This is a genomic window from Mucilaginibacter sp. P4_E8 (genome assembly GCF_056401495.1).
Genome location: NZ_JBFUJG010000013.1, coordinates 1 through 22,659 on the forward strand (window position 1 = coordinate 1; position 22,659 = coordinate 22,659).

Annotated in this window: 19 protein-coding genes; 10 read left to right on the plus strand and 9 right to left on the minus strand. The window is 40.6% G+C overall.

Annotation, left to right across the window (positions count from 1 at the left end; all coding sequences use genetic code 11):
• On the plus strand, positions 1 to 271 hold a 271-nt coding region (locus AC1DRQ_RS07930; protein ID WP_477423448.1), incomplete at its 5' end, for a hypothetical protein.
• A gap of 34 nt (positions 272 to 305) precedes the next feature.
• Here AC1DRQ_RS07930 and AC1DRQ_RS07935 read toward each other — a convergent pair.
• Entirely contained in the window at positions 306 to 1,250 is a 945-nt protein-coding gene (locus AC1DRQ_RS07935; RefSeq protein ID WP_477423449.1) for a Smr/MutS family protein, read from the minus strand.
• Between the two features lie 152 nt (positions 1,251 to 1,402).
• Between AC1DRQ_RS07935 and AC1DRQ_RS07940 the strand changes: the two genes are divergently transcribed.
• Both AC1DRQ_RS07940 and AC1DRQ_RS07945 read left to right on the plus strand, forming a co-directional pair.
• Positions 1,403 to 1,912 (plus strand): DUF892 family protein, encoded by a 510-nt coding sequence (locus tag AC1DRQ_RS07940; RefSeq protein WP_477423450.1) that lies wholly within the window; start codon positions 1,403 to 1,405, stop codon positions 1,910 to 1,912.
• A 290-nt stretch (positions 1,913 to 2,202) separates the two neighbouring features.
• On the plus strand, positions 2,203 to 4,077 hold the full coding sequence (locus AC1DRQ_RS07945; RefSeq protein WP_477423452.1) for a M1 family metallopeptidase: 1,875 nt from the start codon (positions 2,203 to 2,205) through the stop codon (positions 4,075 to 4,077).
• Positions 4,078 to 4,148: 71 nt separating this feature from the next.
• On the opposite strand, the gene AC1DRQ_RS07950 is transcribed toward AC1DRQ_RS07945, so the two are convergent.
• Both AC1DRQ_RS07950 and AC1DRQ_RS07955 read right to left on the minus strand, forming a co-directional pair.
• Entirely contained in the window at positions 4,149 to 4,547 is a 399-nt protein-coding gene (locus AC1DRQ_RS07950; RefSeq protein ID WP_429395028.1) for a YtxH domain-containing protein, read from the minus strand.
• A 140-nt stretch (positions 4,548 to 4,687) separates the two neighbouring features.
• On the minus strand, positions 4,688 to 4,882 hold the full coding sequence (locus tag AC1DRQ_RS07955) for a cold-shock protein (protein WP_090644815.1): 195 nt from the start codon (positions 4,880 to 4,882) through the stop codon (positions 4,688 to 4,690).
• A 227-nt stretch (positions 4,883 to 5,109) separates the two neighbouring features.
• Here AC1DRQ_RS07955 and AC1DRQ_RS07960 point away from each other — a divergent pair, with 227 nt between their 5' ends.
• Complete coding sequence (locus tag AC1DRQ_RS07960) at positions 5,110 to 5,763, plus strand: HAD family hydrolase (protein WP_477423454.1); 654 nt, start codon at positions 5,110 to 5,112, stop codon at positions 5,761 to 5,763.
• Between the two features lie 85 nt (positions 5,764 to 5,848).
• Positions 5,849 to 6,616, plus strand: coding sequence for a hypothetical protein (locus tag AC1DRQ_RS07965; protein ID WP_429395023.1), 768 nt, complete (start codon positions 5,849 to 5,851; stop codon positions 6,614 to 6,616).
• A gap of 6 nt (positions 6,617 to 6,622) precedes the next feature.
• On the opposite strand, the gene lysA is transcribed toward AC1DRQ_RS07965, so the two are convergent.
• The 3 genes from lysA to AC1DRQ_RS07980 form a co-directional block, all read right to left on the minus strand.
• Positions 6,623 to 7,804, minus strand: a complete 1,182-nt coding sequence (gene lysA / locus AC1DRQ_RS07970) for a diaminopimelate decarboxylase (protein ID WP_477423456.1) — start codon at positions 7,802 to 7,804, stop codon at positions 6,623 to 6,625.
• Between the two features lie 237 nt (positions 7,805 to 8,041).
• Entirely contained in the window at positions 8,042 to 9,352 is a 1,311-nt protein-coding gene (locus AC1DRQ_RS07975; protein ID WP_429395017.1) for an aspartate kinase, read from the minus strand.
• Positions 9,353 to 9,498: 146 nt separating this feature from the next.
• Entirely contained in the window at positions 9,499 to 10,935 is a 1,437-nt protein-coding gene (locus tag AC1DRQ_RS07980; protein WP_477423457.1) for a hypothetical protein, read from the minus strand.
• A 117-nt stretch (positions 10,936 to 11,052) separates the two neighbouring features.
• On the opposite strand from AC1DRQ_RS07980, the gene AC1DRQ_RS07985 reads away from it, so the two are divergent.
• On the plus strand, positions 11,053 to 13,041 hold the full coding sequence (locus tag AC1DRQ_RS07985) for a phosphatidylinositol-specific phospholipase C domain-containing protein (RefSeq protein ID WP_477423459.1): 1,989 nt from the start codon (positions 11,053 to 11,055) through the stop codon (positions 13,039 to 13,041).
• A 242-nt stretch (positions 13,042 to 13,283) separates the two neighbouring features.
• Here AC1DRQ_RS07985 and AC1DRQ_RS07990 read toward each other — a convergent pair whose 3' ends face one another.
• Positions 13,284 to 15,002, minus strand: a complete 1,719-nt coding sequence (locus AC1DRQ_RS07990; RefSeq protein ID WP_477423460.1) for a tetratricopeptide repeat protein — start codon at positions 15,000 to 15,002, stop codon at positions 13,284 to 13,286.
• A 300-nt stretch (positions 15,003 to 15,302) separates the two neighbouring features.
• On the opposite strand from AC1DRQ_RS07990, the gene AC1DRQ_RS07995 reads away from it, so the two are divergent.
• Positions 15,303 to 15,779, plus strand: coding sequence for a DUF417 family protein (locus AC1DRQ_RS07995; RefSeq protein ID WP_477423462.1), 477 nt, complete (start codon positions 15,303 to 15,305; stop codon positions 15,777 to 15,779).
• Positions 15,780 to 15,884: 105 nt separating this feature from the next.
• Positions 15,885 to 17,183 carry a glucosidase family protein gene (locus AC1DRQ_RS08000; RefSeq protein WP_477423464.1) on the plus strand — a complete coding sequence of 433 codons (1,299 nt, stop codon included), beginning with the start codon at positions 15,885 to 15,887 and terminating at the stop codon, positions 17,181 to 17,183.
• A 94-nt stretch (positions 17,184 to 17,277) separates the two neighbouring features.
• Here the strand turns inward: AC1DRQ_RS08000 and AC1DRQ_RS08005 are convergent, their stop codons facing one another.
• Complete coding sequence (locus AC1DRQ_RS08005) at positions 17,278 to 18,186, minus strand: hypothetical protein (protein ID WP_477423466.1); 909 nt, start codon at positions 18,184 to 18,186, stop codon at positions 17,278 to 17,280.
• A 407-nt stretch (positions 18,187 to 18,593) separates the two neighbouring features.
• Here AC1DRQ_RS08005 and AC1DRQ_RS08010 point away from each other — a divergent pair, with 407 nt between their 5' ends.
• Together AC1DRQ_RS08010 and AC1DRQ_RS08015 are read left to right on the plus strand one after the other, a co-directional pair.
• Positions 18,594 to 18,905, plus strand: a complete 312-nt coding sequence (locus AC1DRQ_RS08010) for a hypothetical protein (RefSeq protein WP_477423467.1) — start codon at positions 18,594 to 18,596, stop codon at positions 18,903 to 18,905.
• Between the two features lie 94 nt (positions 18,906 to 18,999).
• The gene (locus tag AC1DRQ_RS08015) at positions 19,000 to 19,338 is read left to right on the plus strand and encodes a hypothetical protein (protein ID WP_477423469.1); all 339 of its coding nucleotides are present in this window, start codon (positions 19,000 to 19,002) and stop codon (positions 19,336 to 19,338) included.
• Positions 19,339 to 19,353: 15 nt separating this feature from the next.
• On the opposite strand, the gene AC1DRQ_RS08020 is transcribed toward AC1DRQ_RS08015, so the two are convergent.
• Entirely contained in the window at positions 19,354 to 22,473 is a 3,120-nt protein-coding gene (locus AC1DRQ_RS08020) for an AsmA family protein (RefSeq protein ID WP_477423471.1), read from the minus strand.
• Positions 22,474 to 22,659: the final 186 nt, after the last annotated feature.

Genomic DNA, 22,659 nt, shown 5'->3' on the forward strand with positions numbered 1-22,659 from the left:
GATGGACCGGATGGACCGCGCAGCCGATCAATCAGGGGCCAACCAGCACCGTTTAAACCTGCCTAATGTGTATACACCTATTTGGTGGTACGCCGCTTACCCAAACCATTATGCGGGTGAAGGCGCTAAGGCCACCAACGAATTAGGCAAATTTACAGCAGAGCATGAGATTGAAACATTTGTAAAAGCCTTAAAAGCTATTAAAGCCGATACTTCAACCCTGCAATTGCAAAAAGAATTTTATGACAAGGTTGATAACCTGAATAAATAACATAAAGCCCGGCCTGAAGAGGCCGGGCTTTATGTTATTTCAGTATCACTTTGGTAGCGCCATAGCCAAATTTTTCTTTGCGGGCATCCATAAATGTTTGCACTTTGGGGTGTTTGCTCAATACCTTCTGCAACTCGTGGCGTAACGTTCCGTTGCCTGCACCATGAATAAATACCATATCAGGTAGCTGGTGTACAATACCGGCATCAAGCGTTTTATGAAAATGGGCCAATTGTATACTTAGTATTTCGCTGCTCTGCAAAAACTGATGATCATCACGCAGTTTTTCTATATGCAGGTCAACCTCACTTGTGGGTTTATCCAATACCGTTTTCTCTTCGGGCGATTTAAAAAAGCTTTCCTTTAGTTTTTGGGCATCTATCACCATTTCAGGTTCATCCAGGCGTATCATCCAGCCCGGCTCTTTTAGTAAGGGTATAGGCTTTTTAGCTGTCGAAAAATCTTTTGCCTTAAATTTTTCATTAATAATTAATGGAGCGGGTGGTTCTATATTTTGTTTGGTGTTGTAAATAACATTCAGAATAAACCTGGGCCACAATTGCAGATCGGCCAGTTGGGCCGAATAAATCTTCGCGGTTGACTTAGGGGCTATCACCTCTGCAAACTCGCCTTTAAATATCTGCTGTTTTTCGGTGGTCAACGCAGCAAGCAACTGGAACGATGTATTATTCACCAGATAAAAATGCACTACAGAATTGGCTTTGGCATCGGCAATTACGCCTATATAAATACCTTTTTTTTCAAACTCGCCTATTTGTATTGGTTTATCATCAGCAACAGCGGTTTTTGATCCGGCCGGTTCATAACCATGTACCGTAGTTACCTTACTGGCCAGTACAGGTATTTCAAACTCATCATCGCCGGTAACGCCTATCATTTGGTCGTCAATTATACGGGTCACAAAACCCTCCATCTTTTCATCAACAAACCGTACAAAGTCGCCTAATTTATATTTCATAGCTGTAGTATATCAATTTACAAAGTTAGCTTATATCCGCATATCAGAATGTAAATAAAGCCCCTGCTATTTATATTACATTTAATCAAACATTTAGGCTCTTTATTAGTTGAATTACCGCCATCAATTAACAGCTATTTACATTAAATATCATGGACAACATTACCCCTGCTACCTTAGACCAGCAATTATTAAAACAGGTATTTGTACATAACCTAAACCGCATATATTTTGGCAAATGCTACCTGAACAAGAATCTTGCCCACATTATGCAACTTGCATCATTTACAGCTTTGCAACAAGCCATACAAGAATTTTGGGACGATGTGAAGAAACAAATTGCAAGGATGGAAGAAGTATATAAGCTTATTGACGAAACTCCATCCGACAAAAATTGTAACCCCATCAAATCAATAGTTAAGGATGAGTTTTGCCTTGACGAAGAGCAGCCACTGCCTATATTAAGCGACATGGACGTGATCATGTACCTGCAACTGCTTGAACATATAAACATCACCTCGTGCCGAATGCTTATGATGGTTGCCAAACAGTTAAAATATGCTAATGCGCAGCAATTGCTTACGGAGTGTTTTGACGAATCAATTGATAATGATCAGCTTTTCATACTCATATCCAAAGAATATTTATCTGAAAATCAATAACTTATTTTAATTTTAGTTCAAAAAGAAAGCCATCCGCATTACGCGAATGGCTTAAATATTAGTTATTTAATACCCCTATTAAAATAACTTGAACAAAGTAAAAAAATATATCCCACAGAAGCAAAACATTTGATCCCAAATCAATTATTGTTACAAATTTGTTACGAAATCATAAATAATCACCCCCAATGCATTTATTTAATTGCATGCGTACAAGTGTTAAATTCATGATAATCGCTTATTAATTATCAATTCATTTACATTAATTTGCATTTGTATTAACTAAAAACATGATCAAAACTTTTATTTTAACTGCCTTCGCCTGCTTTGTGCTGGTACAAGCTCAAGCTCAAAACTTGTATATGCCGCGCGATATACAACATGCCTATAAAAACGAAACACGCTCGGCCGATGGTAATCCCGGTAAAAAGTACTGGCAAAACTATGGCCGGTATAACATTACCATAACTGCCCTGCCCCCCGGCCGCAACATTAAAGGTACCGAACAGATCACTTATATTAATAACAGTCCTGATACATTGAAGGGACTTAATATGAAGCTGATATTGAACATCCACAAACCCGGCGCGGCCAGATTTGCAAATGCACGGCCTGATTATTTAACCTCCGGTATACAAATTGATACTTTTTTGATAAACGGGAAGGCTAAAAAAGTTAACAACGATATCGCTTCAACCAACCAAATGATCGGTTTAACAAAACCCTTGTTGCCGCATGATTCTGTAAAGCTTGATATAACCTGGCATTTCCAGATCTCTTTAGAAAGCGGACGCGAGGGGATGATAGATTCAACCACCTTTTACCTGGCCTATTTTTACCCAAGGGTATCTGTTTACGATGATTATAATGGCTGGGACAAACTTCCGTTTTTGGACGCGCAAGAGTTTTACAACGACTTTAATGATTATACCCTACAGGTAAAAGCGCCTAAAAACTATGTTGTTTGGGCAACAGGTACACTGCAAAACCCCGATCAGGTGTTACAACCGGAGTATGCCAAACGCCTGCAAGCATCCATGACCAGCGACTCTACCATACACATTGCCACCGCTGCCGATTTGGCTAATAAAAATATAACCGCTCAAAATGATGTAAATACCTGGATCTGGAAAGCTAACGATATCAGCGATATGGCTGTTGGTATAAGCGATCATTATGTGTGGGATGCAGCAAGCACCGTTGTTGATGATGCTACTCACCGCAGGGCCAGTATGCAGGCCGCTTTTTTAGATAATTCTGAAGATTTTCATCATGCCGTGCAAAATGGCCGTAACTCCTTAAGCTGGCTTTCACACAACTGGCCTGGTATACCTTATCCTTTCCCTAAAATGACCTCGTTCCAGGGTTTTGCCGATATGGAATACCCTATGATGGTAAATGACAGCCATAATGATGATGTACACTTTTCGCAATTTGTACAGGATCATGAAATTGCACACACCTACTTCCCCTTTTACATGGGCATTAACGAAAGCCGGTATGCTTTTATGGACGAAGGTTGGGCAACCACCTTTGAGCTGCTGATAGGTACCGCCGAAGTTGGTAAGGAAAAAGCAGAATATCTTTATAAAGATTTTAGGGTTGAACGATGGATAAATGATGTGGCTACAGCCGAAGACCTGCCCGTTATTACTCCATCGAGTGAACTAAGGGGAGGGTATGGTAATAACTCCTATGGCAAACCATCATTAAGTTATCTTGCTTTAAAGGATATGCTGGGCGATGCGCTGTTTAAAAAAGCCCTGCACGGTTATATGGACCGCTGGCATGGCAAACACCCCATCCCCTGGGATTATTTTAATTCCATGAGCAATGTATCGGGCCGAAACCTGAACTGGTTCTTCAACAACTGGTTCTTCACCAATTATTATATTGACCTGGCGCTGCAAAATGTAAGCAAAGCTAAAGGTGGGTACACCGCAACCATCAAAAACATAGGTGGCTTTGCTGTTCCTTTTGATGTTAAACTAACTTATACCGACGGTACAAGCGAAAGCTTGCATCAAACACCCGGCGTATGGGAGAAAAACCAAAAACAAATAACAGTAAACATTAAAACTGGTAAAACCATACAATCGACTGTATTGGATGGCGGGATATTTATGGATGCCGATCTAAGCAACAATAAGTTTATAATTAAATAATAAAAAATTAGCTTTAAACAGGAAAGCCCGGTAATTACCGGGCTTTCCTGTTTAAAATATAGTACTAAAAATTATGCGCCCTGTACAGAATTGTTCCAGTCGTTCGCAGTGCCTTTCACTTTTGATTTAGCCTCATTTATAGCATCCTCACCTAAATCTTTTGCCCTATCGGCAGCATCTTTAGCTTTTGATTTTGCGGATTCAATAGCTTCGTCACCATGATCATACAGATCATTAACTGTACCGCTAAATTTTGCTTTTGCCTTATCAATAGCATTGCTGCCATATTCTTTTAAATCGCTGGCAGTTGATTGTGCCTTGTTTTTAGCAGTATCAACCAGGTCATTAATATAGTCGGCAATATCGTCTCTTAGTTCACCTCCCTTTTCGGGGGCCAATAATAAACCCAACGCGGCACCGGCCGCTGCGCCTACCAAAAGTGCTGCTATAATTTTCGCTTGATCTTTCATTTTTAGTTTTTTAATGTAGATGATTTAACCTATGGTTATAAGAACAACAACGATGCCAGTTTTGACTTTACCTATTTTACAGGCACAAAAAAAGGCATCCACTAAGTGGATGCCTGGTACGTTTAATGATTAATTTATAATTAAATAACCTTTACATTTACCGCGTTTAAACCTTTTCTTCCGTTTTCTACTTCAAATTCCACTTTATCATTTTCACGGATTTCATCGATCAGGCCTGTTGAATGAACAAAGATGTCTTGACCACCGCTTGTTGGTGTAATAAATCCAAAACCTTTTGTTTCATTGAAAAATTTTACTGTTCCTTCTTTTTGCATTATTTTATTTATTAAAGGCCGCAAGGTACATATTATTTTTCAAACCCAAACTCGCAAGGGCAAATTTACAGGCCAAATTTTTAGCAAGTATCTGAATTACAACACGTAAACAAATGACACAAATTTAATATGAGCGTAAAATTTAGTGATCCCTAAAAAGAATATATCGCGGTCATCAACTTTTAATTTTTTGAAACTGTATGTTTGCCAAAAAACGACTTATATACATGAAGGCCTTTATTTTCGACCTTAACGGAACCATGATCAATGATATGACCTATCATACCAAAGCATGGCAAACCCTTTTAAATGATCAGTTAGGCGGTAATTTTACCTGGAACGAGGTTAAACAACAGATGTATGGCAAAAACCCCGAAGTGCTGGTTAGGATGTTTGGCCCAAACCGTTTCACTTTAGAAGAGATGGACAAGCTATCGTACCAAAAAGAAGAAAAATATCAACAGGAATTTCTACCCTATCTGGCTCTTTTGCCTGGTTTGCTTGAATTTTTAGAGGCCGCTTATAAAAAAGGTATCCCTATGGCTATTGGCTCGGCGGCCATTCCGTTCAATATTGATTTTGTGTTGGATAACCTGAACATCAGGCACTATTTTAAGGCCATAGTAAGCGCGGATGATGTGGTATTAAGCAAACCCCACCCCGAAACATTTTTAAGGGCCGCGGCCCTGCTAAACACAACGCCTACCGATTGTTTGGTATTTGAGGATGTACCCAAAGGCGCCGAAGCAGCTGCCAACGCCGGGATGAAAGCCGTAGTGATAACCACCACACATGAGCCTTATGAATTTGAAAAACTACCCAACGTTTTGCACTTTGCTGCAGATTTTACTGATGGGTATTTTACTGGGTTGTTAGGATAAAAAACTTACTGTTTAAATTATCAGAAGATTAATGTATCATTGATAAAGTACTCCGGTATAATTCCGGGACTAATCCTTATCACCAATGAAACTTAATTTTTGCCTGGCTGCATTACTGTTTGTTTTTAGCCTTAGCTCATGCAGCGATCATATTTACGGCCCCGCTCTTCATCATAGCGATATTGCCTATCTTCCAAAGCCCATGTCATCAGATACCGTAAAGTCGGCTACCTATTTATCAGGCGCATTGGTAGTTGATAATAGTCCCAATTTAGGTGATGTACTTACGAGTGGGCAATTTAATTTGAGCAGGGCAAATACCTATAATCATTTTAACCTCGCTTACGGCGCTTTTGGAGTGCTGGGCAGTTATCAAAACTCGATATTAACTACCAACGACCCATACTACTTTAAGGATAAATTTTTTGGCGCCGTTGGCGGCAGACTATCCGGAAATTATTTTGTAAGTCATGGCCGTACAGATTTCCGCATTATTGGTTTCGAAGCGGCTTATAGCCATGAGTTTGGTGATTATATACGTTTTAGGAGAGAGGTAACCAATAAACCCACTTTTTATACCGACAACCGTACAGACCTGGTTACCCTTGGCCTCACCAGCGAAGTAATTTTTCACAGCCGCAATCCGCACAATCAGTTTGGTTTCCGTATTTTTTCGGGTGGTACGTTTGGCAAAAACAATATCTATACCAACAGCAGCAACCCTTATCAGATAATAAATGGCTTTAACACGCCTATCTTTTTCACTGCCGCGTATTTTATGCAGCTAAGCAGGTTTATTGCGGTTATTGAAACCGGCAGCTTCGTGCAATTAAGAGTTGGCTACCGGCTTTAATAGATACTATTCAGAATATACACTTCCTACCCTATCGCGCAGGTTATAGCCCGATGCCATTACCTCGCCATAGGCACCGGCCGTACGTACTGCTATCAGATCGCCACGAAATGATTCAGGTAGCTCAACATCCTTCTGGAAACAGTCTGTGCTTTCACAAATAGGGCCTACAACGTCATATTTTATTTTATCGGTTGCCGGTTGTGGGTTACCGGTTGCGGGAGTTTTTGGCTCCTGGCTCAAATTCTCAATCTGATGATAAGCCTGATAAAGCATTGGGCGTATCAGTTCGGTCATGCCGGCATCTAATATTAAAAAGTTCTTTTTCAAGCCATTCTTAACATACAACACTCTTGATATCAGCGATGCGCTTTGGGCCACCAGTGCACGACCAAGTTCAAAGTGCACCTCCTGCCCCGGTTTAACGTTCAGGAAGTTTTTAAATACCTGGAAATAATTTTCAAAATCGGCAATGTTACCGTCGGGATTATAGTAATCAACCCCTAAACCACCGCCTGTATTTAATACCTTAACCTGAAAGCCATGATCCTCAAACCAGTCCTGCATTTCGTTTATACGGGTGCAAAGACTTTTATATACTTCAAGGTCGGTAATTTGTGAGCCTATATGGAAATGGATGCCTAAAAACTGCAGGTTACTGCATTTACGTAAAGCAGCGGCTACATCGGGCAATTGCCAAATGTTTATGCCAAACTTGTTCTCGTCAAGTCCGGTGGTAATAAAATGATGTGTGTGTGCATCAACATTAGGATTAATGCGGATAGCTACATTTGCTTTTTTGTTTTTAGCCCCGGCCAGCTCATCAATAATATTCAACTCCTGAACCGACTCCACATTAAAGCAAAAAATATCGGCATCAAGGGCCAGGTTTATTTCCTTGTCTGATTTGCCTACACCTGCAAAAACAACTTTACCTTTATCAAAACCATGGTCAATGGCCGCTTTCACTTCGTTACCACTTACGCAATCGGCACCAAACCCAAATGATTGGATCATATCAATCACCCTGGGGTTAAAGTTGGCCTTCATGGCATAATGCACATGAAAACCATGCTTTGCCGAAGCATCACGACAGGTATCAAGCGTTTGGCGCAATACCTCCATGTCGTAATAATAGAATGGGGTCTCTAACTGTTGAAATTTATTTATATTAGCTTTACTAAACATAGTAATGATGAATAATCTGTCTATTATATTATGTGTATCCGTTTCTGTATTTGCGGGTATTTTATCGAGCTATAAATTATATCATGATAGAAAGCTTACCTTAAACCGCTTAATTTTAAATACCTCTATCTCTACTGCATTTGCCGCTCTTGGTATTTATTTTATATTAAGATAAAAACTCAGCCCCGCCGATCAATTAAAAAAATCCGAAATCGAAATTCCGAAATCCGAAATCTCTTAAAACAACCTGTTATGCAGGCTCCTTAAAATTTCTACCTTATCCTCGGTTTTTATCAGTAACGACAGGTTATGATCGCTGCCACCGTATGATATCATCCTTAACGGAATATGTTTTACGGCCTCCAGCACACGCGCTGCATAACCATGCTTCTCGGCACCAAAATCACCTACCACGCAAATAATGGTGTGGTTAACATCAAGGTCAACCGAGCCAAAAGCAGTAAGCTCATTGGTGATCTCGCCCAGGTAGGTGGTATCGTCAATGGTTAATGACACTGCAACCTCTGATGTGGTGATCATATCGATAGATGTTTTATAACGTTCAAACACCTCAAACACTTTGCGTAAAAAACCGTGGGCCAATAGCATACGGCTTGATTGTATCTTGATAGCCGTAATACCATCTTTTGCAGCTATTGATTTGATCTTGTCCTTCTCGCTGGTATTGGTGATCAGTGTACCTGCGGCCTGCGGATCCATGGTGTTTAACAGGCGCACCGGGATCTTATATTTTTGAGCCGGGAACACACTTTGTGGGTGCAGGATTTTTGCACCGAAATAGGCAAGCTCGGCAGCCTCATCAAATGATAGCTGGGCAATAGGCTGTGTGCCTTTAACAATGCGCGGGTCATTATTATGCATGCCGTCAATATCGGTCCATATTTGTACCTCTTCGCTACGGATACCTGCACCTATAAGTGATGCGGTATAATCACTGCCGCCTCGGCGCAGGTTATCAATTTCGCCAAAGGCGTTGCGGCAAATAAATCCCTGGGTAATAAACAAGTTTACTTCGGGGTGTTTATCCAGTAAAGGGGTAATTTTTTCGGTGATATGATCAACAATAGGCTCATTATCCTCATCAATCTTCATAAAATCAAGTGCCGGCAATAAAACCGATGGTACGCCAATTTCTTTCAGGTAAACGTGGTATAGTGTGGTCGACAGTAGCTCGCCCTGCGCCAGTATGATCTTTTCTTCGATAATGGAGAATTGGTCATTGGCCAGATTGCTGAGCACTGTAAAATGATAATCAATTACCTCTTTGCCATATTTTAAAAACTCAGCGTCAGTAAATAGCTCCTTTATAAACAGTTCGTACTTATCCTTCAGGATGTTGATCAATGTAATAGCCTTCTTCTTATCACCGGTAAGATAAGCTTGTCCAATTTCAACCAGGCTATTTGTAGTTCCTGATACTGCCGAAAGCACAATGATCTGCCTTTCGGAGGGATTAATAATGTCGAGCAGGTTTTTCATACGGGCGGGGCTACCCACTGATGTTCCGCCAAATTTTAAAACTTTCATTTTTAGTTGCTGTTTACCACAATAAAGTTGATAACTGTGTATCAATATTTGAGGCGCTAAAAATAAGATTTTAAAACGCTTATAGCTTAACAAGAGCAAAATTAAATTTGGAGTTGCCCATGCCCTATATTATAACCAAAAGCTGCCTATAAATTATGGATATATGACAACATTAAACCTACTGAAAAATTTGAGGCCTTGGTGTTTATTGGATCTCCAGCCAAAGTATTGTTCTCATTCGGGTTATCGAAATTAACATACTGCATGTACTTGCTGGTTGTACCATATGATAGTAACAACCCGGTACGGAAATTGAATTTCCGTTTCTTGATGTTGGCACCTATCTGGCAATGGTAAATATTGTAATAGGCTGTATTAGCGGCATAGCCGTCATCATCTTTATACAAACCATTATCGGCATAATTAAAGTCGGTATGTAACGATAAAAAGCCGGTTACGTCAGGCTGCAGCAAATAGCTTGCCCCTATCCCAAAATTGAACACTGATTTCCTTACATCCTTAAACTTAAGCGACGATGAAGCAAAAAGATCTACGGGCACATCTCCCTTTACAAAGTTTCCGTCATGAGGGGTTATCAGGTTATATTCATTCACTTTGTTAAAATACTCGGCAGCAAAATAAATTTGTCCGTTTTTAACGTCATAGGCATAGCCAAAACCTATGCTCAGGGGCATTTTGTAGATAGCTTTAAGCTTTTGCTGCCTGGAGTTAGCTAAAAAGTTAAGCGTATCGCCGGCAAATCTTATATTATTGAGCTCATTATCGCTCAATATGTTTGCGCTGCCCGCTAAGTGCAACAGGGGCGATGATATAGTGAGCCCAAGGTGGCTCCTGTCGGCATCATATGATAAACCCGCCTTAAACTTTATACCCGCATGAAAATAAGATGCCAGGTATGACTCCTCTGCATTGGCAATTGGTGGCAAACTTAAACCGCCACTGTTGATATTATACAATGCCCTTGAGCTGAAATCGGAATTGAAACTTTGTTTGCGCAGCTGCCCCTCGGCCGATATTCCCACTGCAAAATGATCAGATGCTTTAAAACCTCCGCTTATGATGCCCGAAGTTTCATTGATACTATTCAGTCTTTTGAATTGCCCAAGAAAAGATTCATTGCCAGGACTATACGAATCATCGAGCACATTAAACCGGGCATCCCGTTGCTGTGTAACCTGGTAGCTCATGACCGGGTTATGGGTGAGCGCATAGCCAACTGTAAAGGGATGTTTGCCTTTTAAAGATATAGTTGCGGATATCATTTGCGGAATAATGCTGGCATTTGTTGATTTAAGATCAAGCCCGGTACCGGCGCCATTCTTTATTTTGATATTGCCATACTGGTAAATTGACCCGCTGATAGATGCCGAGCTTTTATTACTGTAAGCCAGCAAAGCCGGGTTCAAAAACATGACCCCGCTGTCGCGGTTAAAAGCGATCACCGCCCCGGGGGTTAAGAAACCGGCAGGGTTATAACTCGACGACCAATAGTTTGCATCTTGTGCTTTTACGCCCTGCAGGAACAGCACAAGACATAAAAAAGTGATAAAGATTTTTGACATAGGCTTATTTTTTTACATAAAAATATTATAAATTCACAATAAAGAAAAAATATTGCTTGCATATTTTTTTAATACACAAGCATTTAGATAAATTATTGTTGATTTTAATTCCTTATCATGAAATTTTTAACTATCACCACAATAATTATTTGCTTTTTACTTATATCGAATATTAACCACCTGAGTGCCCAAAGCCTGAGCTTTAGCCAGCCCATTAACTTTTTGCCTGCGGCCCGTACAGACAAGGCTATTGATATTACCAATTTTAAAGGCAGCTATTTTGTTACCTGGAAAGATGCCGGCCCCACCGGGAATATTCATGTATGTTATTTGGGTAAACAGTACGATACCCGGTTTTCGCAAAATGAAGTAACAGTAGGCACAGAACAAAGTGCCTTTGCACCAGTTTTAAGAGTAGTTAATAACCGGATATATACTTTATGGCTGGGTACCGACGGTTCTTTAAAGTACGTCATTAACAACAGCGACACCACCTTTAATACGCAAACTATACATACGGTAAGCTTTGAAAATTCGCCCAAACTAAAATCTGGCATTACGGCAACGGTGGTTAATGGCCGCATGATGATAGCCTCACATGCCGATAATAAAAATGAGATGGTGGTAGCCATTATTGATGCTGATGATAACGGTATACTTAAACCCGCTGTTTTACAAACCATACCCGATAAAAAAAGCGATGAGTATCCTTTTATAGTTACCCTTTCCAATAACATTGCCCGCATCTGCTATAAAGATTATAACGATCAGGGCATTTACTATACCGATTATAACACCGATACCAAAACATGCACCGACCGGATAGCTGTTGGCAAATCAAAATCCAAAGTACCGCCGGCGGTATATCATGCGTTTAATACTACCCGCCTGTTTTACGTATGGAAAGGTAATAAGAAGGATAACCGCATTTATTATGCTACCGAAAACGAGCAAACTCAACCCCGTGATGAACATACTTTGCCCGACTATTTTAAAACACCCTACCCCGTATCTATATGTAATGTAGATACCAAAAAATTCATTATGGCCTTTATTGGCGAAGATCAGAAGCTTTACCTGAGTTATTTTGCCAATTACAACCCCGCCCGGTGGATGGAAGATACGCTGTTCCCAGCCAAAGGAAACCTTACACTGAAAGACATCGTGATCCCAGGTTCGCACGATGCGGGCATGTCGGCATTAAATGGTACCGGTGGTACGCAAAGCAGCTCCATTAACCCCTGCAACACCCTCACTCAAAAACAAAACATAGGCAGGCAACTCAATGCCGGTATCAGGATGTTTGATCTTCGGGTCGGTTCGTTTAAAAACAGCATTTACACCAAGCACAGCTCGTCCGACTGTATGGCCGATGCCGTGGGCGGCGGTTATGGTGAGCGTTTTAAGGATATACTTGATTCGGTTAAAACTTTCCTTGATCGTAATAAAAAAGAGTTCATCATTTTAACATTCAGCCATTTTTGCGCTACAGAAGCCCCTACCCATAAAGTGGCCGATTCCATTATAAGGGCGCTTGGCAAAGAGCATATTTACAACAATCAATCAAAAGATATTAGTCAAATTAAACTGAACGATCTGGCAGGCAAAGTGATTGTAACTTTTGAGGGCTATGCCAGCGCCGATAAACTTATCGACTCCAACTCCATGGCCGATAAGGGAAAAACCTTCCTTAACTTTCGCAGGGCTTATGCTGCCACCAACCAGATCAACAGGCTGCTGGCCCGGGAAGAACTGTTTTTTACATCGATGAAAAACGGCGTAAATAAAAACGACCTTATTCGTTTGGACTGGCAGCTTACTCAAAGCAGCGATGAAGCCGCCCTGATATGCAACGATTTTCAGGATGAAAAGGTAAACCCCGTAATTAACGGAATGATGCTGTTGACCAATGTGATCAAAAAAAACCAAAGCATAACAGACCTGGCCATATTCGGCAACAAGTACCTGCCTGCAAAAGTTAATGAGTGGATAAGTACAGGCACCATCAACAAAAACAATAAACCCAATATTTTATATATTGATGCAGCCGGCGCCTGGATAACCGATTATTGCATTGAACTAAACGGGATGCACATTTATAATTAAATACGCTTCTTTCAACAAGATTTTGTAGAGACACGTCACATATGTCTCTACACTAAATTTATTCAGTGTTGGAAAAATAAAAAGAAAGCCAGGGGCAGTGCGATTCCTTCCCCTGGGAAGGGGGAGGAAGGGGTTTATTGAGTATTACAGGTTTAATCGCGCGTAGAAACCCCTCCCTGCCATTGCACAATCCAGCACACCCCTCCCGTGGGGAGGGAATGTATACTGTTCTCCCTCCGCTTTTAATTCATAAAAACCGATCCTATGGGCACTACATCGGCATGTGAAAACGAGCGAAGAAAACCCGACTTATAATAATCAAGTTTTTCTTTACGGTTTTGTGCTTTAAGACTTTGGTATAAGCCCAGCAATGACCATCCGTTGCCTGGATTATGTACCAGATCTTCCTTGTAAACTTGCTCAGCTAAAGTGATATCACCATTTTTTAAAAGGTATGCGCCTAAAAATTGCCGGGCAGGAATGGGCCATTCGGCAGGCTCGGCATAAATCATATCATCTTCAACCTTTACCGCCTTTTTTAGGCACGCGATGCCGTCATCATATTTATTCCGATCTAATAAAATTGCACCATCCAATATATTTTCTGCTATGGTGGCGCCCTCAAAAGAGGTATTAAAGGGAATGCGCCTGATCTTTAAAACCGGGTCGTTAATTTTATCACGTAGCAACTGGAGCTGCCTGCTGGCAGAATCCCGTTTACCGGTATAAATAAAGGCCAATCCTTTTGCGAAACTATTCAGCACCTGCGCGTAGGTCCAACCGGGATCCGGCGCGTTATTATCCTTCAATATTTCATGCCATTTACCAAGGCGTACCATGGTAAGTACGGGCATCATGTACAAATATTGACTATAATTATCGTCCGAAGAAGGCGAAACACTATTCCTGCAACGTAAAGCAGCATCCATACCCTCTTCATACATTCCCCCACTTAAGGCACAATAAGTTTCAACAGCAAACAGGTGGGGTATAGACTTGGCAAGAGGAACATTTTTTGCAATTGAATAATATAAAAGAACACTTTTGTTAGCCTTGGTATTGGCATCAACACCTTGAAAATATAATCCGTTTCTTTGGTAAACATGGCTCGCCATATGAACCATGTGTCCTACGCCGGGAAAATTCCTTTTTAAACCTTCGGCATTCGCCAAAGCCACTTCTGGATTACGGGATGCCTCTGTTAAGTGAATATAATAATGCAAAGCACCAGGATGATCAGGATCTGTTTTCAAAACACCTTTACAGAGGTCAACCAGTTCCGGTGTCCATTCTTTTGCCAATTCATCAGTAGTCCAAAAATCCCATGCATGTATCAGCATCATGGCATCTATGTATAGTGTTTTAATATCCTGGTCTTTAGGGTATGCTGATATCAGCGCCTTCATTCCCTTCGCGTAACCCATATTATCATTTGTTGTTTGTTCATTTACCAAAGGATACCGGAGGTTCATTACCCTGATGAGCTCTTTTTCCTTTTCGGTTGCACGATTAGCAGTGGTATTCAATTGTTTTAAAACCGCGGGTAATCCTTTTGGCACAACGTACAGGTTAGCGGCATTATAGTAAGGGCCCATGCTTAATGCCTGCCCCCAGTAAGTCATAGGTGAAGAAGGATCAAATCGTGCGGCTTCTTTAAACGAAGCAAATGCCTCTTTCAAATGATAACTATAATACATAGTTAAGCCCTGGTCAAAATAAAATTGCGCGCTATCATTACGCGTTGAAATATGGTAACTATAATGCCCCCAACCGGGTAACCTGATGATGAATTTTCCATTTGCAGTGGTGATCCCATCATCAACAGCCGCAAACGAACTGCAAATAACAGCATTTGTTTTTTTGATCACATTTCCGCCTGGTAATTTTTTGGTTTGAAATGCAAACAAATATGTTCCGAGCAAAAGAACAGGAAGTGCCAAAAACAACGATACCTTTTTCATTTTTAGTTTTTTTTAACAGAAGTTATTGATAAACAGGCTACTGGTAATACTATAATTGGAGAAAAGGAAAAGAATAAGCTAATATAACATGCTGCGGTTAAAAAGCCAAAGCATATTTAAGATGATTTAGTGATTTGAAAACTGAATAGTAATGTTAAAGGAGTGGCAGGCTGCCCCCTTCAATTTAAAACCCCTAAAAAGGAGCCTTTGAAAAAAAGAGTAACATTTTGTAAGCTATTTCCTGATGATACGACTAATGATGCAAAAGGTAAATAATTAATCATCAAAATAAACTGCAAAATGAAACTATTAAAATTGGCCAAATGGCTCGATGAAAAAAATGTAGCCTTCATCGTATCAAGCTTCGGTATTGCTATAATTCTATTATGGATCGGGGCATTTAAATTTACACCTACCGAAAGCAATGACATCGCTGGATTGATAAAAAATAGTCCGCTCATGAGCTGGATGTACCATATTTTCAGTATTACAACAACATCGGCAATTATTGGCGTATTGGAGATTACTGCCGCGTTAGCTATACTGGCAGGTAATTTTTCGCCAAGGGTAGGTTTTTGGGGCAGTATATTGTGTGTGGTCATTTTCTTTGTAACAAGCACATTTTTCCTTACCACACCAGATACAGTTGCCAGGGTTGATGGCGTTTGGGCACCATCGGGAACCGGCTCATTTCTTATAAAAGATATAAGCATTCTGGGAGCATCGTTATTCCTGTTGAGCCATTTCGGCAAAAAAACTTTCGCAAACGGCAACTAAACTTATCTTTTCTTTTAGCTTAAATCGGGCGGATGAATTATCCGCCCGATTTGTATGAAGTAATGGCAGATTATTTTACGGGATCAATTTTTCTTAGATTGCGGCATGAAAAATATCCTCCTGCTTGTTGTATTATTACTTGATGTTACCCTAAAGGGTGAAGCGCAAGAACATCAGCAACTTGCCGCTCAAATCATCGCCGATAAAAGCCTGGATACGGTTTATGCAAAAGCTACCACTCTTTTAAGCAAGGGTTTTAACGCCGGCGATGGTTATCCGCAAGTATGGATCCGCGATTTTAACACATTTATTGAAACTTCATGCAAGGTTTACAGCCGTGACAGTATCCGCGAAAACCTGCTCAACTTTTTAAGACTGCAGCAATCTAACGGCGAGATAGTAGATGGCTATGTGTTAAAGGGTCATGTAACCTGGGGCGACCCCAATATGTACACCTCGCCCAATGACCCTGCTCACGTAGGTTTTAAAAACACGGTGGAAACAGATCAGGAAACTTCGCTGATACAGGCTATCGCCAAATACATCCGTATAACCGGCGACGAGTCAATCCTGCAGGAAACCATTGCGGGCAAAACCGCGCTAACCCGGCTTGAACTTTCTATTGCCTACCTGTTAAAGAACCGGTATTCTGCAAAATACCAGCTAATAACCGGCGCCACTACGCAGGATTGGGGCGATGTGCAAATAGAAGGCGGTGCAGTGGTTGATATTGATAAAAACACCCATTGGGCTGTTGACATATATGATAATGCTATGCTGGTGATAGCGCTGAATGATATGGCCGGTTTTTATAAAACAGGGAAATATCAACAAAAGTGGCAGCAGCTAAAAGCTACTACAGTTAACTCCATCCGAAAATATCTGTGGGATGCTAAAAAGCACAAGTTCATTCCGCATCTATATTTGGATAAATCACCTTTTCCACCAGATTTTAATGAAAACAAGATCTACTTTCATGGCGGAACAGCTATAGCCATTGAAGCCGGAATTTTGTCAATGGCCGAGATCAGGCTGGTTAATAACGACATGCTCCGCAATGTGAAGTTATCGGGTGCGCCCTCTATTGGCTTAACCCTTTACCCGCCCTACCCTGATGGCATCTATAAAAACTCTACTGCTTCCAAACCCTACATTTATCAAAATGGCGGTGATTGGGATTGGTTTGGCGGCCGCATGATTCAGCAACTGATCAGCTATGGTTTTATTAAGGAAGCCTATCAGGAACTGCAACCCATGATCAGCAGAACTATTAGAGACAATGGCTTTTATGAATGGTATAGTGTTGACGGAAAACCAAATGGCTCTGCCGCATTTAAAGGCTCAGCAGGTGTATTAGCAAAAGCCATAGAGCAATTAAAAACGTGGGCAAAGCAAAATCAATAGAGCTATTAATGCTCTTTATCCGCCCGTAGTAATTAATAATTTTAATTAATTGTATTTTTCACTTAAGCAAACATGATTCCTTTACGATTCATAATCATGGGGTGTTTGTTACCGAAGAGCTTTTAGCTGCAGAATCTTTATTAAAGAGCGCCACACCAATGCCAATCCCCAACCAGGGGCGATCCTGATGTTTCCATTGCCTGCCTAACTCTCCTGAAATATGGTCAATGCCAACGAATAATCCAACTTGAAAACTCGAGTATTGGTACACTAATCCGGCTCCAACAGAAACAGCCTTTGTACTTGTAATTTTTGAACTGTAAAATTTCGGATCTTTAATAGCAACGCTGTCCAAATTCACACTTGTGGCCCCAATTAGCCCTAACAAATTTATTGATTGAGGTTTAGTGCTTGGGATTGTATATTTTAAACCAAATGTTAATCCGAAGTTTAAATTCTCTTCATAGGCAGAATAAATGCTTCCGCCATTACCAAATCTTATTTTCAACGGCAATGTTAAAGCACCGTAGGTAAAGTCGACATCACCTGTATAGTAAATAACAGATTTTTCACTCAAATCTTTTGCAGAAATAGAGAATATTTTAAAGTTTGCCCATTTTTGAATAAATGCCGAATCTCTGGGATAGCGCGTTAAATTAGAACTTCTGACAGTATCAAAATTAAAATCTCTCAGACTATGGGGTCTACCTGCTTTAGAAGATACAGAACCACCGGTTGGGGAACCTTTGCTTCCATAGTAACCAAAAAGAATGCGATAATCATTATTCGAAATATCTATGACGGTAAATTTAGTCCCTGGCCTAACTCTATAGACTACAGCACTATCCTTATTATTATTATTTAAAGGAGTTGACTTAACAGTCAAATCAACGGTGGTAATATACCATTTATTTAATGCCTGTGTTTGAGCCATTAAACGGGTTGGAATTATAAATAAAATAACAATAGCCAACCGTAAAAATAAGGGGTAAATATTTTTCATAGTGATAGGTAATTAGTTTATGCTTTAATATATAATTGAATCTAAATATTATTATCATGCTTTTTTTATGGATATGAATTATGTATAATAATATGTAAATAAATGACATAAACATGTGATAATTAGCAAGATAACAAATAAACATCTATCAATACCAATAAGATTATTTACTTAGTTCAGGTCTAACAATGGAGTTCCTGAGGTGCCGGGAGCGGTGTATTTTAAAAGAGCTTAGGGAAATGTTAGTTATCCCGAATTTATTTCAGGAGCCTACATACGGAGTTAACAATTTACTATCGTACGGTTTTCAATGGGGAACCAGGATTTTTAGGATTAAAGGATTATTTTGATTATCCAACAAACATGTTGTAATTTTAGGTATTGTTTATTAATACTAAAATAAACACATGAAACCAGTTATCACCCGCATTTGGCACGGCACAACCAGGGTAGAACATGCCGACATTTATCTGGACTATCTTAAAAAAAGTGGCATCCCGGATTACAAGAATATTGATGGGAATTTATCAGTAGAGGTGTGGCGAAAAACGGAGGGCGATATTTGCCATTTCTGGACCGTTACCAAATGGAGCTCCTTCGATAGCATTAAAAATTTTGCCGGCAAACAATACGAAAAAGCCCGCTACTACCCCGATGACAAAGACTATTTACTGGACTTTGAAGAACATGTGGAGCATTATGAAACGTTTGAGTATTGATTTTGTCTGAACCGGATTAGGGATTTGTCTTTCCCTATATTTGAAAGCGCATTATTCTAAGACAATACCTACGCAGATATTACTTAATCGAACCATGGGTAACTTGCCATTAATTGAGATTGTTAAAAACACTTTGCAGCAGTACTCAGGGATAAGACTTGAGCTAAATGAATTCAATAAATATTTTGAAAACACAGAAGAAGATCACGAAAAAATACTGGATATAATTTATTTAAGCCTAACTGGTATGGCAAGATTGAAGGAATTTTCAAAAAATGGCCATAATTTCAAGTGGACATTGCAAGTAAAACATAAAAATCAGGAATGGCAAAACTATGGTACGTCGGTTGTTTTCAACATCAATTTCTGGACAAAATCTCAAATTAAGTATCTACAAAACGATCCTTTAATAATCGAGAAGATATTCATATAATATACTTCTTCTCCCCTACTGCCCATCCTCCGTCGTCTCCTTCAGTTCATCTTCTTTCTTCGCTTTGCCCATCTTTATTTTGGGGTTTTCCTGGGTGCCGGTAATGGTCATAGGGATGCCGAAGATGCCAAATGGTGGTAGCCCGAGCCTGAATTGCAGGTTTAGTTTTCCATCCAGGCTTACCTGGCCTTCAAACCTCGGTCTGAAACCAGCCATGCGCATTTTGGTACGTTCAATGGTCATGATGTTATTGGCAATGGTGCTCTTGATATCTACCTTGCTCACATCGCCTTTGGCCAGGCTGTCGTGCCCGGTTTGTTTACCCACCGCGCTGAACAGTTTAAAACCATATAATTTAACTTTCTTTACCGAAAGCACTCCCCCGCCTTTTATGGATGGATATATGGGTTTCATATCGCCGTTGAGTTTACCGTTCAGCTTATAATCTAACGATACAATACCCTGCACATGCGCGGCCGATGATGCCATATCATGAAACATTTTCACCTCCTTATAGGCCCGCTGTATATCAAACTCTTTGGCATTAATATGATAATCAAAATACGCTTTCTGCGGAGTAGTGCTGCCATAGGTAGCATCCATAACCACCGGCGCACCTATCAGGGTAAAGCCGGTTTGTTTAAGCAGGATCTGCCCGTTATTGATAGTCATTTGTCCTTTAGCATCACTGATATCCAGGCCCATGTATTTTACTTTTTTTACATCGGCTGTAAAATTAAGATCGAGGTTGGAGGGCACCAAAATTACACCATTTGACTTGGTTGGCTTGGCAGATGCAGGCGTACCGGCAAAGGCCATAAAATCATCGGCTATGATCAAACCACTATTCAGGTTAAATTCTCCTTTAAGCGGCGAATTTGGTTTAAGTGCATAATCTATTACGTTTGACAGCGCGCCATTCAGCACAATTACCGACTTGCCGTAATTGGCTGTGAACTGATCAAACTTCATCTTATCCTGATTAAAACTAAATACTCCGGTTTTGATCAGAAACGGTTTGGGGAACAGTTCTGATGTTAGGGTGATATTCTTCACTTTCATGGTGCCCGAGTTGGCCAGCTGGTCATAACGGCCCGCGGTAGCATCACTTTGTTTAMCTTTTAATGAAAAATTAGTACTGATAAAGCCTTTTACATCATAACCTTTCAGGGCAAACACTTTATAAATAGCACCAATATCCAGCCGGCCGCGCGAGGCAATACGATAATCCAGATCGTCAAAATTTCGAAGGTCGGCCTTAAGCAGAAAGGGTTGCCCTTCAAACTTAAACGATACCGGTTTGATGTTAACCTTGAGGCCTTTTAAGGAGCCTGTATTGTTACGGATATCAGCGCTCACCTGTATATTTTGCAGTGGATGCGGGTAATATTTGGTTTGGATATACCCATCTTTAAGCTCTACCTGCGCGTTGGTAACCGGGAAGATCCTGCGGGCGGGAATGTATCTGCCCTTGGTTTGCACATCGGCTGTCAAATCACCGCGAATATCCATGGCGCTATCGGCCGGTAAAAATTGTTTAAGGTCGGCCATGTGAAATTTAGCCTTAATGCCCGCGTCAATCAGCGCCCCGGCGGTATTACTTAGTTTAAAATAGCCTTTTAAATAGTTATTCAGGGCAATCACGTTCAGGTTGCTAACCTGCATGGTGGCATGGGCAATATCATGGTCAGGACAATCGGCGTTCAGGTCAAAGCTTATGCTCTTAATAGCCTCGGGCAGGCTGGCATATTTAAAATACCCATCCCTGAATGACGATCGGAGCATAAATTTCGGAATGCTGGTGATCACCGTGTCAACCTTAGGCCTTAAACCTCCGGTCCTTTTTACGCCTTTGGCGTACTTACCTTCGGCCAGCATATGTAAAGAATAGCGGCCTTTAAGGTCGACGGCTTTAACACCAAAAGCCCTGTTCCATTTTTGCAGATCTATCTCGGTGTTGATCTTGGCGAAGATCTGCGGCTCTTTGATCCCCTGTACCTTTATTACCGAACCAAAGTAGTCTTTACCTATGTTAAAATATATAGAATCGATATTCAGCTTCAAGCTATCCGGATTAAGGCCGGGCAGTTTAGCGTCCATATTGATGTACAGGTTTTTTACCGGTTCGGGTGTTTTTTTGTTAGCTACATACCCATCGCGCACCTTCATGCTGAAATTAAGATCTGGCATGATGTTTTTTGAGGCGATGTATTTGCCGGTAAGTGCTACCTGTATATTACCCGCCCCGTTTATTTCGGTATCATCCACATATTTAGCATACTCGGCAGGTAGCGCGGTAAAAATATCGCTCAGGTCGTTTTGGTCAGATGTGACACGGAAATCCATATCATAACCATCTTTCAGGAACTCAAACCGGCCCTTGAATTTAACCGGTAATTGATTAATAAGCAGATCGTTCTTTTGAAAAGCAAAAGCCAGTGATTTGGTATTGATGCTGGTCACCAGATCGGCATTTACCTTTTTATGGAGCACATAGGCTTTATTTCCGTAATAAAAATCGACCGAGGCAGCTTGCACGTGGCTGTACAGGTCAAAAATATCCTTACTCAGGTCGCCGCTGCCCTTGTAATTAAAATCGCGGGCGTTTATCAGCATGGGCATCGAGCGGTCGTTATAAACCAGACGGCTATTTTCAACCAATATCTGTTCAATACCTAATGACGCGCTGCTGGTATCCGCCGCGTTTGCTGGCTTAGTATCTTTTGATTGATATACATTGTAATTGGCTTTACCGCCGCTATCTACCTGAATATTGATCACAGCCTGGCTCAGGTAAATCTTGTTGATATTGATCTTACTTTTAAACACCGACGAAAGGTCAATAGCCAGCGAAACCTCTTTGGCCGCCACCAGCGTATCGTTTTGAAAAGGCACACTGCCATGCAGCGAAAAATCATTCAATGTAAGGGTAAGCGCAGGGAACCTTTTAAAGAAGGATAACCGGGTACTGGTAAAATTAAGCTTGCCATTAATGCTGCCGCCTGCCCATTGTTTTATCTTATTGGTAACCGTTTCAGGAAAAAGATACGGCAACAAAAACATCAATAACAATAAACTCACAATGGTAATAGCGCTTATTTTAAGCGTTTTAAACAATATTTTTTTAATCGGCATCGGCATACGAATAATTGCTGGTGAAGGCGGTATGAAGATAATGATAAAAGCTAAGTGTAGCAGATGAAATTATTATTATGCTTAGATAAAGGATTTCTTTTAACTAATAGGCGGTGCTGAACCCTTTGGACAGTGAGGGCTTTTTTGTTTTACGCTGCCTGTAAGTGTTCATATGTACACCCGTGA